15 protein-coding genes are annotated in these 16,335 nt (G+C 54.8%); 5 read left to right on the forward strand and 10 right to left on the reverse strand.

Features of this window, described 5'->3' with window-relative positions; all coding sequences use genetic code 11:
* Positions 1–87: 87 nt before the first annotated feature.
* Together KF752_15325 and KF752_15330 are read right to left on the reverse strand one after the other, a co-directional pair.
* Positions 88–1,155 (reverse strand): hypothetical protein, encoded by a 1,068-nt coding sequence (locus tag KF752_15325; protein MBX3422924.1) that lies wholly within the window; start codon positions 1,153–1,155, stop codon positions 88–90.
* A gap of 15 nt (positions 1,156–1,170) precedes the next feature.
* The gene (locus tag KF752_15330; GenBank protein MBX3422925.1) at positions 1,171–3,261 is read right to left on the reverse strand and encodes an FHIPEP family type III secretion protein; all 2,091 of its coding nucleotides are present in this window, start codon (positions 3,259–3,261) and stop codon (positions 1,171–1,173) included.
* Between the two features lie 532 nt (positions 3,262–3,793).
* Between KF752_15330 and KF752_15335 the strand changes: the two genes are divergently transcribed.
* Entirely contained in the window at positions 3,794–4,123 is a 330-nt protein-coding gene (locus tag KF752_15335) for a hypothetical protein (GenBank protein MBX3422926.1), read from the forward strand.
* Here KF752_15335 and queG read toward each other — a convergent pair.
* Positions 4,120–5,280: a tRNA epoxyqueuosine(34) reductase QueG gene (gene queG / locus KF752_15340; GenBank protein ID MBX3422927.1), complete on the reverse strand. Its 1,161-nt coding sequence runs from the start codon at positions 5,278–5,280 to the stop codon at positions 4,120–4,122. The two genes, KF752_15335 and queG, sit on opposite strands and share 4 nt — an antisense overlap.
* Before the next feature lie 174 nt (positions 5,281–5,454).
* On the opposite strand from queG, the gene KF752_15345 reads away from it, so the two are divergent.
* Positions 5,455–5,949, forward strand: coding sequence for a hypothetical protein (locus tag KF752_15345; GenBank protein MBX3422928.1), 495 nt, complete (start codon positions 5,455–5,457; stop codon positions 5,947–5,949).
* 20 nt (positions 5,950–5,969) lie between these two features.
* Here KF752_15345 and xseA read toward each other — a convergent pair whose 3' ends face one another.
* The 4 genes from xseA to trmD all read right to left on the reverse strand — a co-directional run bounded on the left by xseA (position 5,970) and on the right by trmD (position 9,956).
* Positions 5,970–7,223 carry an exodeoxyribonuclease VII large subunit gene (xseA, locus tag KF752_15350; protein ID MBX3422929.1) on the reverse strand — a complete coding sequence of 418 codons (1,254 nt, stop codon included), beginning with the start codon at positions 7,221–7,223 and terminating at the stop codon, positions 5,970–5,972.
* Positions 7,213–8,145: a DUF374 domain-containing protein gene (locus KF752_15355; protein MBX3422930.1), complete on the reverse strand. Its 933-nt coding sequence runs from the start codon at positions 8,143–8,145 to the stop codon at positions 7,213–7,215. Before KF752_15355 ends, xseA begins: the two co-directional genes overlap by 11 nt.
* 69 nt (positions 8,146–8,214) lie before the next feature.
* Positions 8,215–9,060, reverse strand: coding sequence for a diaminopimelate epimerase (locus KF752_15360; GenBank protein MBX3422931.1), 846 nt, complete (start codon positions 9,058–9,060; stop codon positions 8,215–8,217).
* A gap of 218 nt (positions 9,061–9,278) precedes the next feature.
* On the reverse strand, positions 9,279–9,956 hold the full coding sequence (gene trmD, locus KF752_15365) for a tRNA (guanosine(37)-N1)-methyltransferase TrmD (protein ID MBX3422932.1): 678 nt from the start codon (positions 9,954–9,956) through the stop codon (positions 9,279–9,281).
* A 134-nt stretch (positions 9,957–10,090) separates the two neighbouring features.
* Between trmD and KF752_15370 the strand changes: the two genes are divergently transcribed.
* From KF752_15370 to KF752_15380, 3 genes are read left to right on the forward strand one after another with little or no spacing between them, the layout of a single operon-like run.
* Positions 10,091–10,969: an ABC transporter permease gene (locus tag KF752_15370; GenBank protein ID MBX3422933.1), complete on the forward strand. Its 879-nt coding sequence runs from the start codon at positions 10,091–10,093 to the stop codon at positions 10,967–10,969.
* A 27-nt stretch (positions 10,970–10,996) separates the two neighbouring features.
* A complete protein-coding gene (locus tag KF752_15375) occupies positions 10,997–11,917 on the forward strand; it encodes an ABC transporter ATP-binding protein (protein ID MBX3422934.1) in 921 nt (306 codons plus the stop codon).
* A 14-nt stretch (positions 11,918–11,931) separates the two neighbouring features.
* Positions 11,932–13,125: an MCE family protein gene (locus KF752_15380; protein ID MBX3422935.1), complete on the forward strand. Its 1,194-nt coding sequence runs from the start codon at positions 11,932–11,934 to the stop codon at positions 13,123–13,125.
* 726 nt (positions 13,126–13,851) lie between these two features.
* Here the strand turns inward: KF752_15380 and KF752_15385 are convergent.
* The 3 genes from KF752_15385 to rbfA all read right to left on the reverse strand — a co-directional run bounded on the left by KF752_15385 (position 13,852) and on the right by rbfA (position 16,326).
* A complete protein-coding gene (locus tag KF752_15385) occupies positions 13,852–14,607 on the reverse strand; it encodes a YebC/PmpR family DNA-binding transcriptional regulator (protein MBX3422936.1) in 756 nt (251 codons plus the stop codon).
* A gap of 132 nt (positions 14,608–14,739) precedes the next feature.
* On the reverse strand, positions 14,740–15,765 hold the full coding sequence (locus tag KF752_15390) for a hypothetical protein (GenBank protein ID MBX3422937.1): 1,026 nt from the start codon (positions 15,763–15,765) through the stop codon (positions 14,740–14,742).
* A 138-nt stretch (positions 15,766–15,903) separates the two neighbouring features.
* Entirely contained in the window at positions 15,904–16,326 is a 423-nt protein-coding gene (rbfA, locus tag KF752_15395; protein ID MBX3422938.1) for a 30S ribosome-binding factor RbfA, read from the reverse strand.
* Positions 16,327–16,335 lie beyond the last annotated feature (9 nt).

Raw genomic sequence — 16,335 nt, forward strand, 5'->3', positions numbered from 1 at the left:
GCCGGCAGTAGATACTTTCGACTAACCGTAATATCGGATACCGCTGAGGCAAAATTGAGAAAAAGATATCCGCGTGTTACGGATTCACTAGCCGGCCAAGGTGAACTTCAATTGGCCCAGTAGAATCGAAGCCAAACGCCGAGCATTGGCCGTTGTAAGATCGCCAGTGGTGTGCTGGCCGTAGCTCAGAAAATTCACCGGCAGAGCGCGAGTCCACAGTACCGGAAGCCAGTGGCCCATTCCGCTGACTTCATCCAATTTGGTAATATTCAAGTGCAGTGGCGTAATTGCACCAAACTTCTCGATGGCGCTCTGGATGTACGATGTCGCTGCCGTTGCCGGGAGGTTCAAATGGATTTCGTCTGGCTGAGCCAACTCCAAAAGCTGTTTGAGTGCCGCCATGTGCTGTGCGTCCTGTGGCGACCTGCCAGCGGTATCTAGCAAAACCAGATCGCACTCACGCATACGTTGCAACGCGGGCGTTGCCTGCTCGATTGAACTCACTACTTCCACGTGAGCATTTACCTGCTCTGCATAATCCAACAATGGGTCGGCCACGCCACTTTGCCAGCTATCTACGGTCATCATCCCGATCTGGCAACCGTGATCGCGATAAGCGCGCCAGGCCAGCTTGGCCAACATACTGGTCTTGCCAACTCCTGAGGGCCCCACAAAAGCCAATATCCGCTGCTGGTGCGGCATCAGCTCGACGGTGCTGGCCACAGCCAGTCGATCGGCTACCGCTTGCACCGCAGCACTACGAATCATCCATACGTCATCCTGGCTCTCCGGCCCACACTTCTGGCAAGCAGCAATTAGCACGTGAGACACAAACTCAGCCGGCACTCCCGCCTCAATCAACTCCTGTCGGACTCGCACCGCAGCACCACTGGTGATTTGATTGAATTCGCCCGCATCTAACTGAGGCGTCAGTCGCTGCGTACTGGCAACCTGCCACGGGTTCGGCTGTGGTTGAATTGTCTGGACAGCGGTTGGCTTAGCCACCAAACCAGCTTGCACTTCGATGCGCCGCCGTGTAAACAGACGACTGCCAACTTCACGTGTTTGAATCACACTGGCATCGGGCCCCAGCTTTTCACGGACAAGCTGCAGCGCTTCTTGGATCGTACCGGCTCGAAATGTTTCTATGCGCATCGTAGACAAGCAACTTTAGGTCTTGGTTAAAGGATCGCTGACCATCCCCACAGCCACCGTGGTGATGCCCTGAGTGACCTCTGCATGACTGATGACTCGTAAATCCGGCAAGTGGACTTGTGTGATGTGGCGCACCGCCGGTCGGATGCGAGGATTGACGATTAAGATGGGCTTGTGGCCTGCTGATGTCAATTTCTGAAGCTGTTGGGCAATCTGTTGGCAAGTGATCTCGATAGCCGGTGGACTCATGCGAATCAAAATACCTCGATCGGTCAGGTCAAATCCTGCCGCGATCCGGTCTTCCATAGCCGGGTCCATAGTAATCACATGAATTTGTCCTTGAGAGTCCGCAAATCGCTGGCAGATTGTGCGTGCGATGCGACCTCGCACATACTCGCACAACATGACAGGGTCTTTGATTCGTGGAGCGAAATTGCCCAGCGTCTCGGCGATGGTGGCCAGTTGCCGAATGGGAATGTCCTCGCGTAATAGCATTTGTAGGACCGCTTGAACTTCGGAGAGTTTCATCAGCCCCGGAATTAGCTCTTCAACCACGGTGGGATTGACCGTCTTGAGTTGGTCCATCAGTTGCTTGGTCGCTTCGCGCGTCAGCAATTCATCGGCATGGGTGCGAGCAATCTCCTGAAGGTGAGTCGCGATGACCATGCTGGGAATCGCGATTTGATAGCCGTACATTTCGGCTTGCATCTTTTGATCCGGGCGAATCCATACAGCGGGACGCAATCGTGCCGGCTCGCGCGTGGGTACACCAGTGATTGTACCGCTGCACCGACCAACATCGATTGCCAAAAGTGCGTCCGGATGAACATCGCCGCGTGCTACCGTACTGCCTGCGATTTGAATTTCGTAACTGTTTTCAGGCAGCGTAAGCTTGTCTTTCAGTCGCACTTTGGGCAACAAAATGCCAAGCTCGCTAGCCAAGATTGAGCGGACGCCGGTAATCTTTTCCATCAAATCTCCGCCACGACGCGGATCGGCCAGCGCCAACAGTCGAACCCCGATTTCCACCCGCATCGGATCCACGGTCAGAAAGTCTTCCGGCTTGCGCTCGGCAGGAGCATTCTTTTGATCTGCCTGAGCTTTTGCGGCATGTTGCTCCTGCAGTAACTTGCGCTGCGATTGCTTTTGAACGATTAGCGCCAGACCCACGCAACCACCACCCAATGTCAACAAGGGAACTGCTGGGAGTTGCGTAAACATCATCAATCCCAGAAACCCTGCAGCCACCATTAGCGCTTGAGGCCGTGCCATAATCTGCGTCAAAAACTCGACGGGCAGATTGGATTGTTGCGTACTACGTGTCACCAACAAAGCGGCCGCAATCGAAATCAAGAACGCCGGCACTTGGCTAACCAACCCGTCGCCAATGGTCAGCCTGGTGAATACTTCTAATGATTCCTGCAGCGACATCCCCGAGCTAACCATCCCGACATACAACCCGCCAGCGATGTTGATCAGTGTGATCAGAATACCCGCCACGGCATCGCCTCGTACGAATTTGCTGGCACCGTCCATCGCTCCATAGAAATCGGCTTGTCGGGTTATCCCGTCGCGACGTCTCTGTGCCTCGACTTCGTCGATGATGCCTGAATTCAAATCGGCGTCGATGGCCATTTGCCTACCAGGCATACCATCCAATGCAAATCGGGCAGCTACTTCGCTGACGCGCGTGGCGCCTTTGGTAATCACCACAAACTGAATGAGAACGATAATCACGAAGATGACAATTCCCACAACCAACTGATCGCCAGAAACGAAATTCCCGAACGCTTCTACGACTTCCCCCGCCGCCTGCGTAGATTCACTACCGGCACGCGTCAGAATCAGTCGAGTTGTAGCCACGTTTAACACTAAGCGACTGAGTGTCGTGGCTACCAATAAGGTTGGAAAGACGTTGAATTCGAGCGGCGTACCGATATAGATCGTCGTTAACAGGACGATGATCGCAATCGTAATATTGCCGGCCAGCATGACATCCATGACCGCCGATGGAAGTGGCACGAGAATCACCACCACGCAAGCAATGATCGATACCGGGAGGATCAGTTCCCGATACTTAAGTAACTTGTTTATCCACGGCCCCATAGCTTCCTGCCCTCACGGGTTTTACCGACCTGCCCCAGAGTAGTGGACCGAGTCGTAAGCTGTCCAGGTCGAATCGCTCGTCAATCAAGTGGAATTTTGACGTGAGCGAGTACAAATTCCCACCGAATTGCCAAGATTTCAATGGTCGTAACGAAATGCTCTCAATGCTAGCCGGCCGACTCTGTTTGACAGCGCTGGCCGCGGGCTTCGCCCATGTAAAGCACATCGATTTGCGCGCGGACCATCGTTTTGAGTCTCACACTGCATTTGGTGAACCTGCGACAAAGCGTACTGTCTTGGTAGTAGCAGAACGCGCCGCTGCATGGGGAAATGAACCCCCTTGTTCGACGTTAGCGCTCAGCCGCCCGCCCTAGCCAAAATCGCGAAAATTGGTTGAAGAAAGCGGCTTGTTTTCGCGTAGCTTCTGCCGAATAAAAGTGTTAGTAGAGTGTCGTACACGCCACCTTACAGCGTTGGCTTGAGCCGGCGTGCGATAATCTGCAAATTGTTTGTTAAAGTTCGAGTCTTAATCATGCCGCCCGCCACTACTAGTGTCCTGACTACCCGTCGAAAACGTTCGCTGTCCAACGGTTTAGGATCGGCTTACGCAACGTTGGGCCTGCGCGTCAGTGAAGCACGGGTGGACGCCATCCGCAGTGCGGCGCAAGCTTCAGCCGCCAAGTTGCAAGAAGTCGTCGCCGACCCAAATCAGCGCATCGAACTGTTGAGCAGTGTAGCGACCAGCGCCTACCGGTTGCTAGACCCGCGTCGCCGGGCCAATCGACTGGAGCGCATTCAGTTGTGTATCGTGAGCGAACGCGCTTCTGAATTGCAGCAAGCCGCGCGGCGTCCATTGATTTAGTTGCTGGCTCCGCATCTCACTAACGATTGCTGAATAATGGGCTTGAGTTGCAAATCGGACTCGCGATCCAGTGCCTGTTGCAGCCAACTTGCTGCTCGAACTCCACCAATTTGGCCCAATGCCCAAGCGGCTGCGGCACGAATTAACGGTTCCTCATCACACAGTTTCACCCCTAGAAGTTGGGCAGCCTCTATCAGTCGCTGCTGTCCTGCTACTAAGATCGCATTGCGCACCATGCCACGATAGCGCGGTCGCGACATCGGGGTCTCGGCAAATTGTTGCTGAAACTGGTCTGGGTGCATGCGCAGCATCTCCAACACCGACAACTGCGAATTCTGCTCGACCGGCTGCCAAGTATTGTCATCGGTGCAGGCGCTTTTGCGATTCCAAGGACAGACCTCTTGGCAAATATCGCAGCCAAACGCCCAACCATTGAGTTGACTGCTCAACTGACCGTCGACTGTTCCGGGATGTTCGATCGTCAGATAGCTCAAGCATCGTCGAGCATCCAACACGTACGGCGCTGGAAAGGCCCCAGTCGGGCAAGCGTCCAGACAGGCCGTACAACTGCCGCAATAGTTGGCGTAACTTTCTTCATCGGCCACCAATTCGATGTCGGTTAGCAGGGCAGCTAAGAAGAAGTAACTTCCCCAGTTACGATTCAGCAGCAATGTATTCTTTCCTATCCAACCCAAACCGGCCAGGGCGGCAAACTCACGCTCCAACAGCGGAGCCGTATCAACCACGCCGCGAATCCGAGCGCCTGTCGCCCGGCGAACAAGCCATTGCTTGAGCTGTTTGAGACGCTTGCGTATTATCACGTGGTAGTCGGTTCTGGATTGCGCGTAACGCGCTACCTTGGCACTACCTGCTGATTGGATTGCCGCCCTCCGTTGCTCGTCGCTATACAGGTACGGAATGCCCAGCATGACCAGCGTTTTGCAGCCCTCCAGCAGGTAGCAGGGATGCGCGTAGGCCTGACGGCGATTTTCCAGATAAGACATCTGCCCAGCGAAGCCGCTGTCCAGCCAACGCTGGAACTGGGCTAGGCGGCCCGGCGCGGCAGCGGGCGTGATGCCTACTAGAGCAAACCCCAGGTCGCCGGCGTATTGCTTGAGTTGCTGGGTCAACTCAGATCGCTGTGGGTTACCTGCCATATTCGATACAAACCGCAACTTTCGGGTAAATGCAGCTCAATGTGTCGCCGCGCATCTTGACGGACCCTGGAGTGTAACTAGCGTGGAATTTTGGACCTGCACCCCAATGGGTAGCCGGAAACTCACTCCGCATGAATCCGTGCGATCTAATTACGTCACATCAGGATCAACATCATGAATTCCAAGCGAGCAGTTGTCGTCTGCTTTCTGTGGCTGTGCGTCGGTTCAGCGGCGCGTGCCAACGACTGTGGAAATTTGGCCATGGCCTATCTGTTTGGCTACAATGGCTGGAACAATCGACCGATAGTTCAAAACAATTACACGCCACCCTATTTCTCATTACATCCACCAGTGTACTACGGCCAGCGATACTATCGACCATACGGTGCCAGTCCATTTGCTGCCTGGCCGCAACTGCAACCCAACCCAAACTACATGCCACAAGCCGGAGTCAACACCAGCGCTGCGGCCGCAGTGTTCGAGAATCCTTACTTGGCACCAGCCAGTCCAACTTGTCCTCAACTGCCCGCGGATGCGGTACCTACCACGCCAGCGGCAGCCAGTAATGTTCCAGATGTCGTGAAGGCTCCCATTGTGCCGTTGATCATCGACAACCCGTACTATGTCGAGCCTCAGCAACCCAAGCTGGCCAGCACAGTCATCGACTAAACAACGAATCAACTGTCGATTCAATCGGGATTGTCGTTGGTCGATTCCACACGGCTGACGACAATTCCTTCGGACAACTGAGTGCGGATCGTCTGGCCGACCGAGACCTCTCGAAAGGACGTGAGAGGTCGCCGCGATCCTTGGTGCATCGTTAGGCTGTAGCCGCGTCGTAAGACGCCCAACGGCGATAGCGCATGTGTAGCTCTGGCCAATTCACTCAAACGCTGACCTCGCAAATTAATGCGTGCGCGGATTCCATCGGCGGCTCGGCGCTCTAGTTCATCCACCTGTTGCTTGCGAACCTGATGTAGCAGATGAGGACGCAACAGCACCGACCGCTGCGAAAGGCTGCGCAACTGCTGAGTAACCCGCTGCAAACGCCCACGGGCGTGTGCCTCGACGCGATGGCGCAGTTGCCTGAGCGTCGAATCCAGTTGGCTGCGATTGGGCAGGACCAGACTGGCCGCCTGAGAAGGAGTCAGCGCCCGCGCATCGGCCACCAGATCGCTGAGCGTAACATCGACTTCATGCCCTACCGCCGATACGGTTGGAATCTTGCATGCGGCTAAGGCCCGCACCACACTTTCCTCGTTAAAACACCACAAATCTTCGAGGCTGCCACCCCCGCGCCCGACTACCAGCACATCCAAGGCGGGTCGAATGCGCTGCGCCAATCGAATGCCCTGCACGATCTCCTGCGCAGCACCGTCGCCTTGGACTCGTGACGGAATGACATACAGATGATAATCGCTCCACAGCACCTCTGCCGACTCCATAAAATCATGAATGGCAGCTCCACTAGGACTAGTGACGAACCCAATACGGCGCGGGAACCTGGGTAATGGCTTTTTTCTGTCAGCCTCCATCAGTCCTTCTTTGGCCAATCGCTGATGAAGTTGCTGCAAGGCCAACTGCAACGGCCCTACACCCTGCGGCAATATCTGACTGATAACGATCTGATAACTGCCGCGCGGCGGATAGACCTCAACAGCCCCACAACAGATGATTGACAATCCATCTTTCAAAGTCAATTTCAAACGTTGTGCCGTCGACCGCCAAATTACGGCGCGAACCTGGGATTTTTCATCTTTAAGCGTAAAGTAGACGTGTCCGCTACTAGGACGACTGAGGTCGCTGATTTCTCCTTCTAACCAGACTCGTGGAAGCGAGCCTTCGATGAGTCGCTTCACGAACCAATTAAGCTGTGAAATGCTCAGCGGAGCTTCTGCAGCTTGACCGCGCCCTTCGGTTAGTGAAGTATCTTCATCCCACATTGCGCGCCTCGTCGTCGCTTACAATTCGCCACCCGGAGGTGACTGCTGGCTGGGGATTGGTGTCACCAATCTCTCCAGATTCCAGTCGCGCTGATTGCGGCTGGCTGACTTCCGTGCCAGACGCCTCTAGCCGCTGACTGCCGGTGCGTTGGCTGCGGTGCGTATCGAGTTGCCCCGGTCCCAGTCGATACAATGCTTCGTCTTGCGGCAACTGGCAGCGTCCTGCGGCCCATTCTTCTGCCAAACTGGTCAATTGCTCCAGCTGTCGCTCGATCCACTGGCGATGCTGTTCCAGGGCGTCGCGGTCTAAGTTGGCTGGCACTTGAATCCTTGGCCCCAGCAACACGCGCCCGCAACTGAAGGGCTTGGGGATGACAAATTGATCCCAAGCGCGACGCGCTCGCCACGGACGATCGAACCCCATACCCACCGCCACGATTGGAATTTGCAAGCGACTGGAAAGATAAACACAGCCTTGGGCCAGCTTGCGACGCGGCCCCCGCGGGCCATCTGGCACAACTGCCAAGCTCACGCCCTGGCCACAGCGCAACATTTTTCGCAAAGCTGCCACGGAATCGCGATAGGTCGATCCGCGAATCGTGCCCATGCCGGCGTAGCGAGCCACATGCGACAACACTTCGGCATCTTGATGAGCGCTCAGCAACATCGTCAGTTTACAATGGGGACGAATGTAGATCGGTAACAGAATGTATTCGTGCCAAAAAATATACAAGGCCGGTCCAGCAAACGATTTTTCGGCGGGGTCTGCGGCCGGGTCATAGCGCCACATTCGCAGATTCAATGTGCTGAGCCACGCATCCATCAGCCGAATCGCCGCGAAGCCGGCCGTGCGAAAGGCCCAGGCCGGCAGCTTGATGCCACGCAGCCATTTGCGTTTCTTCTTGTGAGTGGTAGCTGTCATGTATGCCTGTTTTATATTCCATCGCGTCATCATGAACTGGAAATCAAGCCGCAGAAGAAACATCTCGCGCTAATCTGAATTCAGCCATTGACCGCTAAACACCTCGCTGGCTCCGCCGGTCATAAACACATGCTCCGACGACTCATCCCAGCGCAACTGCAATTCGCCCCCCAACAATTGAATCTGCACCTCGCGTTGACTGCGCCCGGTCAGCACGCCGGCCACGCAGACGGCGCTGGCACCTGTGCCGCAGGCCCAGGTTTCGCCCGAGCCGCGTTCCCAAGTTCGCTGCCGTAGTCGTGTCGGCGAGATCACTTCCACAAACTCGACATTCGTACGTTTTGGAAAACGCGGATCACACTCGATCTTTGGTCCTAGACTTAAAACCAATTCATCGGTCGCTTCCGGGACGAAGATGACGCAATGCGGATTGCCCATGGAAACGCAGGTCACTTGGCAACGGTATCCCGCAAATTCGCAGGCCAGGTCCACAACACGATCCGTCGCTAGGGTGGTCGGTATACTGGCGGCATCGAACTTGGGTTGCCCCATGTCTACCGTGATCCTTTGAGCCAACCCACCGGCCGCCTGTACTTGAAGCTGCAATACGCCGTTGCCCGTTTCGATTGCCAACGTCTCTTTACGGACGATACCATGATCGTAGATGTACTTGGCAACACAGCGAATACCGTTGCCACACATTTCGCTTTCACTGCCGTCGGCATTGAACATTCTCATCCGCGCATCGGCCAAAGTGCTGGGCTCGATCAAAATCAGGCCATCACTGCCCACCCCAAATCGCCGATGGGATATCCGGCGGGACAGTTCAGGTAGATCGTCCGGCAAATCGCGCTCTTGAAAGCAATTGACATACACATAGTCATTGCCCGCGCCGTGCATCTTGGTAAATTGCATATCACAGATTGGTGTTTGTGGCTATCAGATGTCGTCGCGCTGGCGTGACTCTGTCTGCATTGGTTCAGCGTAAGATGGGAAAACGAAACGCTGTGACATTATACGACTCTTTGCGATAGGCCGTCGAGTGATTTCGGTTACCCTAACTTATCCTGGAACCTAGTGCAAAGTTGCCGACGAACTCCTATGAGAACTGGTATTGTGTTGTTTTTGCCGTACTACAGCAGGTCTTGGCGGCGTTGTCGAGTTCTCTCGAGGCGTTGCTGCTCGCGCCAGGCGGCGATTTGCTGGTGATTGCCTCCGAGCAGTATCTCGGGAACGTCGTAGCCCCTAAAGGAGCGCGGTCGAGTATATTGCGGAAACTCCAGTAAGTCAGCATCGGTAAAAGATTCTTGCTGGCTACTCTGCTCGTCACCCAACACACCGGGAATCAGCCGGATGGTGGCTTCGATCAACGCCATGGCAGCCACTTCGCCGCCGTTGAGTATGAAGTCGCCCAGGCTGATCTCGCGCGGCTGCAGTATGTCGATGACGCGTTGGTCGAAGCCTTCGTACCGACCACACAGCAGCAACAAACGCTGCTGGCGGGCTAGCTGCTGTACCAGCGGCTGGCGAAGTGTCTCTCCCTGCGGCGTGAGCATGATTAGCTGCCCTGGTGGATGAGCCAGCGTCTGAACGGCTTCGACGCAATCCACCACCGGCTGGACTTGAATCAGCATCCCTGGGCCGCCGCCAAATGGACGATCATCGACCTTGTGGTGCTTGTCCTGAGTCCACTGGCGAATATCGTGGGCCTGGACCTGCACCAGCCCAGCGGCCACCGCCTTTGCTAGCAAGCTTTCGGATAGGAAACTGCTAAAAAGCTGTGGAAAAAGGGTTAGCACGTCAAAGCGAATCATCACTGGCGTCAACTTTCTGTCATTCCCAGCAGGAGGCGGGTGAAGCCGCAACACTTGCGCAGCCGATATAGTTTAACATGCGCTATGCACCGGGCGTAAACTCCCGCCATGGCAACCCGTGGAGCATTATTATGTCTTCGACACCAACATCATACTCTGGCAGCGATCCCATTGGCGATTGGAGTTTTAGTCGTTGGTCCTATGACTGGATCAGCAACTGGGGTGAATTGGTCGTCGAAGTGTTGACAACCCTGGGAGACATGGCACTGTTCTTCTGGCAAACGCTGGTCTGGATGTTCAGGGCCAAGCCCTGCCGCGGAACTATCCTGCCAAATTTTTATTACGTCGGAGTGCTCAGCCTGCCCGTGGTGGCGCTCACTGGCACATTTATCGGCATGGTATTGGCGGTTCAGAGCTACGAGCAGTTCAAAAACATTGGCATGCAGAGTCGTTTAGGTGCTGTAATCAACATGAGCTTGGTACGCGAACTTGGTCCGGTGCTCGCCGCCACCATGCTTTCGGGACGCGTGGGATCGGCCATGGCTGCAGTGCTGGGAACGATGCGGGTGACCGAACAGATTGATGCCCTAATTAGCATGGGAGCCAATCCCATTCATTATTTGGTCGTACCGCGATTTTTAGCCTGCTTGTTACTGATCCCAGCCCTGACCATCATGGCCGACTTCATGGGCATCGTCGGCGGGTACTTTTTTAGCACGGTTGTCCTGGACATTGATCATTACCAGTATTTGAACAACAGCCGCACGTTCGTGCGGGGGTGGGATTTTTTCATGGGTATTTACAAGTCATTCTTTTTTGGTGCGATTATCGCCATCGTAAGCTGTTACCGAGGTTTCCATTGCCAAGCCGGGGCCGAAGGCGTCGGCCGCGCGGCTACGGCAGCTTTCGTCATTAGCTTTGTGTTAATTCTAGCGGTCGATTTGATGCTCAATATTCTACTGGATGCAATCTACGCGGCACTCTGGTCTGGCGGCGCCAAGCTCATCTAACCAACCAGGAAAGAGACCTTCAGCCACATGGTTTTCGTACAGTCCAATTCCCGCGATTCACATTCACATCAGCGGCCCCAAGTCGGCATGCCACTGGTGGAGCTACGCTCGCTGACGTTGCGATTTGCCAAACAAACCATTTTGGATCGAATCGACTTGGTAATTCCAGCCGGACAGACGGTCGCAATCATCGGTGAGAGCGGATGCGGCAAGACGATGCTGCTGAAGTCTATCGTGGGGCTAGTTCCGCCCACCAGCGGCCAAGTCGTGTATGGGGGACAGAATATTCATCATTTGAGCGATGCCGAGTTGACCAAGTTGCGCCGCAAATTCGGTTTCGTGTTTCAGAATGCAGCCCTCTTTGACAGCATGACGATTGGCCAAAACGTAGCCTTTCCTTTAGTTCAACATGAATTAGCGGAGGGTCGCGCCGTGGAGCGCATCGTCCGCGATCGCCTGGCCGAGGTCGGCTTGCCTGAATCTGTTGTTCCCAAGCGACCGTCCCAGCTGTCTGGCGGCATGCGCAAGCGCGTGGGCATTGCGCGCGCCCTGGTGCTGCAACCCGATCTGATGCTCTACGACGAACCTACGACGGGCCTGGACCCGATTATGAGCGACGTCATCAATGAACTGATGCTGCGCACCCGACGCAACAAGGGCGTGACCGGCATCATCGTGACTCACGATATGCGAACGGCCCGCAAAGTGGCCGATCGCGTGGTAATGCTGTATCCGCATTCGCGCTTATCTACTGGTGAAAACCAAGTGATCTTTGATGGCACACCCGATGAACTGGATAAAGTTCAAGATCAGCGAGTGCGCCAATTCGTTGAAGGAGAGGCTGGGGAGCGATTGATGGAGTTGCAGCGAGATCCGTTTTCTGGCTTCAATGAGACGCCGCGCTTGGCCGATTCGTTCGCCGCTCAATTGCACGAGAAACAGAAGTAGTCACTCGAATTGCCATGAATGACCAAGGATATAAATTTGGAGTTGGGGTGCTGGTGGTGGCGTCCATGGTCATCGCTGTCATCCTGATTTTGTTTTTTGGCGCAGCTCCCAACATCTTTTCCAGCCACTACGACGTGACGATCCGCTTCGACAGTGCTCCGGGGGTCACCACCGATACACCGGTGCGCAAGAGCGGCGTTCCCGTAGGACGGGTCAAGCGCATTCAACTGCTGGAGGATGGAGTCAATCTGACGCTAGAGCTAGATGGCAATTACAAAATCCGTGCTGGTGAACAGCCGCGTATCGCCAAAGGCTCGTTGATAACCGGTGATGCGGTAGTCGAATTCATTCCGCCTACGGCTCAGAGTCTCGTGGCCAGATTCGATGGCACAGCGGGTTCACCCGCAGACGGCCTGCTGGACGCCAACGAGCGCGCTCGGGCCGATTCCATTTTGGAGCACGACGGGTACTACTCAGGCGGCGTCGTGACGCCCGACCCGATGGACGCGCTGATCGAAATGCAATCTTCGTTTACCAAGACTTTGGATTCCATCGAATCTGCCGGTAATCAAGTCAACGCGTTGGCGCTTGACGTCAGAAATATCATTGGTGGGGGTGACGGTCAATTTGGCCGGCTAGCTCAGAAAGCCGAGCTGACCATCGACAATTTCAATCAAACGCTGGCCAGCTTCAATCGCCTGTTCAACGATCCGCGGGTCGAGTCAACCATTGACTTGATCGCCGAGCGACTACCGCAATTAGTCACGGAAGCCGAAGGCGTGATGCAGCAAACATCGCAAACCATGCGCTCCTTTGAGGAAGTTGGCAAGGCAGCCGGCCAAACCATGCAAAATGTGGCATCATTCACCGAGCCGTTTGCGGACAAGGGCAGCGAGTTCATCGAAGAGGCTCGCAGGTCTGTCAACAATTTGAACGGACTGGTTGAAGAACTGCGCCAAGTGAGCGGTCGAGCCAACACCTTGCTGACTCGTGTCAACAATGGCCAAGGAACGTTGGCGCGACTGATTGAAGACGATGACTTGTATTACTCGATGGTCAACACACTGAACAATATCGAAGTCGTTACCCGGAGCTTACAGCCGATCCTGCAAGACGCTCGAATCTTCTCGGACAAAGTGGCCCGCGAACCATCCAGTCTTATCAACCTCCGCGGTGCCATCACCGGCCAACGCGGCGGATTGAAGTAGCTAAATAGTGTACCCGCGTCGGCACAACTCACGGAAGGTCGCCTAACACGTGAACTCCATGTACTGCTGTTCGCTGGCAAAAAGTGTGCGGTTGAAATATCAGGTGGTGTCAGGCCTCTACGAATGCACCACTGCCAGCAGGGCATACATTGACGGGCGATGAATTGTTGCGCTTGCTGTCCAGAATCCCAATCGGGATGTCACTAGTACAGTCTGGGGCGGGATGGTAATGCCGCCGGTTTACCCGGCAGATGTTTGCGTTTCTCGACGACCAACGATGCCACTCCCTGTCACGCCCCCTCGCACCCGATAATTCCAAATCTCAAATTCTAAATCCCAAGTCTCACTAATCGTGCATCGCCCATCCCGGCGTCGATCATTTACACCAAGGCACCATGCCACTAAGAAAGCCAAGCAGCTGCCAGGAGGCGCTGGAACGTCGAGGATCAATATTTCGATCACTGGAATGAGTAACAATTCAGCCGAATGAAGTTGGCGTAGAGCGTGTGAAGCAAGGCGCTAAGAATGGTGTGTCGCGCGAGCGCTTCGGGTTCGAACCTTAAGATGTATGGATGCTTTGTTGGTTGTAGCAGAGTCTAATTTGATGTTGCGTTCGCTCGCTGCATTCACCCTACGACTTACACACCCTACGACTACAACCCGCTCGCTAGAGTGCGAACTGGCTAACACTTACAACCACTCTTTGGCGAGAGTAGCTGGAGCCAACTAAGCATCCGCCAGCAGTGCCGCGACGACTTCGGACTCGTAGTTCAAATTGGTAGACACGAACTGCACATCGTCGTGCTCGTCCAGCGTCTCCAACAGCTTCAGCACCGTCCTGGCTGTTTCGGCATCCACATCGACCGTCATCTGAGGAATGCGCGTCACCTGACTGACTTCAATGGGCTGTCCAGCAGCTTCCAGTGCAGACACTAACCTGGACAAATTTTCTGGCGCGGTGATGATTTCGATACGGTCCTCCAGCACTTGCACGTCTTCAGCTTCGTTTTCCATAGCCACTTCCATTACCGCCTCTTCGTTGCCGTGCTTGGCCGCCAATACGATGATGCCTTTGCGATCAAACAGATAGGATACGCAGCCCGATCCACCCAAAGCTCCTCCATGCACATCGAAAATCTTGCGAATTTCTGGCGCGGTGCGGTTGCGATTGTCGGTCATGATATCACACATCACGGCCACCCCGGCCGGTCCGTACCCCTCGTACAACGTCTCTTCTACGTCACCCCCATCCAGCTCGCCGGTCCCCTTCTTGATTGCCCGTTCGATATTGTCCTTGGGCATACTGACAGCTTTGGCGTCGATAATTGCGGTTCGCAACCGCGAGTTAGCATTGGGATCGCCACCTCCCAACTTGGCAGCGACAATAATGGCCTTAGAGAGTTTGGACCACAATTTGGAACGTTTGCTGTCGACGGCCGCCTTGCGATGTCGGATGTTTGCTGAATGGGAATGCCCAGCCATAGCTCGATGATCAACGCGTGAGAAATTGAGAGAAGGGAATTGAGATTAAGTGAGTTGGGACGACTTCAGCTGATACTGGAATATGGGGGTTTACCTCCAAGAGTCCCCGTCTACAGGACGGTGGCTACCAGTCTACTTCGGCTTGCGCTTGGAAAGCGATACTTTGGCAGGCGGCTTATTGGCTGGCAGCTTTTTGCCAGCAGTCTTCTCGCCGGCTGTACTCTTGGGAGCCGCCTTCTTGGACGGGTCTTTCTTGAGTGGTTGCTTCTTGGCAGCCGCTGGAGTCTTGTCCTTACTGCTGGTTGCGGACTTACCCCCAACCTTCGACTCAGACTTCTTGCTGTCTGACTTGGCAGCCAGTTTATCGGTGGCAGCTTTGCCAGAGGCAGCTTTCCCGCTCGCTGACTTGCCCGGCAGGGTTGGGCTAGCATCCTTGACAGTCTTGGACGGTTTATCTGAACTGACAGGTTTTTTCGCTTCGGCAGCGGCGGCCTTTTTGCCTTCTGGAGCGCCCGATTCTTTGAGTATTGCCTTGGTCAGCTTACCACCTGGAGCCTGAGCCAGCAGAACTCCCATTTGATGAAGCACCGAACCAAACTCGGCACCTTTGGACTTGGATATGGTCCTATCCAGTCCCGGCACCTGCTGCTTGGCTAACTCGGAGTCGGATACGATCTCCACCATATGCAGCACCTTGAAAGCGTTGTTGTCAACTGGAATTGAGTGACCTCCCAAGGCGTTCTGCGTCACGTAGGCCAGGACAAAGCGTGTCATGCCGCTTAATTTTTCCAATTCTGCGATGGCCTTGCCTTGATTCATTTTGATCATGTCTTGCAGATCAAAGTTGTAACGCGTCTCAAAGATCGACTGCAAGTACTGCTTGACGCGCGTAGCAGCCGAGCGAGGATCGGGCAGACGATGCACATGCTCCATCAACTCGGTAATCGTAGTGACACGCACTTCATTCCAGTCGAAAAACGCCTCCTGAAGTCGCAGAAAGGCTTCGTCGGCCGCTTCATAGCTGGCATCTTGCAAGCAGCAGGCGTACATCAAGTGCTCCAGTACACTCCGATCCGACGGAGCCAGCACGGGAGTAAAATGTTTGCCTAAGACTTTGTGAAGTAAGAGAATACGATCGCTTCGACTTTTGTTGCTCATAGTATTGATGGCTCTGCTGAGGCAGCTTCAATAAAACTGATTTGAGGTATGGTTAAGGGCTAGTAAAATTCTCTGTCGCCAGCGGTTCATTGCCAGTCCGACAACTGCCGATCCGAGATACTGCGTGGCCTGCCAGTCTCACTGCGACTGCGAAATGGAATCGACATCATCGGGCGGCAAGGCTGCGGGCGGCGAAGTGCCAGCGGAAACTGCTTGTCGCTGCTCTGCCAAGTCGTGCAAGATCTTGCCGATTTCGAGACTCTTCTTGACGCCCAAATCGAGTTCGAACGTCAACCGCGGCGTATAGCGCGTATCGATTCGCTTGGCAACCTTGGACTGTAGAAAGCCGGCCGAATTAGCTAACCCGCGCAGGCACAAATTCTGCTTGGCCTCGTCGCCCATGACGCTGACCATGACTTTGGCCTGGCGCATATCCGGCGCTACCTCTACTGAAGTAACGGTTACATTTTGGACACGCGGATCGCGAATTTCAGTCAGAATCGCCATGCTGACGACTTCGCGAATCGCTTCGGCGGCTTTTAACAAACGGCGGCTGGCCATGATCAACGA

This window comes from Pirellulaceae bacterium (assembly GCA_019636385.1).
Taxonomy (GTDB): Bacteria; Planctomycetota; Planctomycetia; order Pirellulales; family Pirellulaceae; genus Aureliella.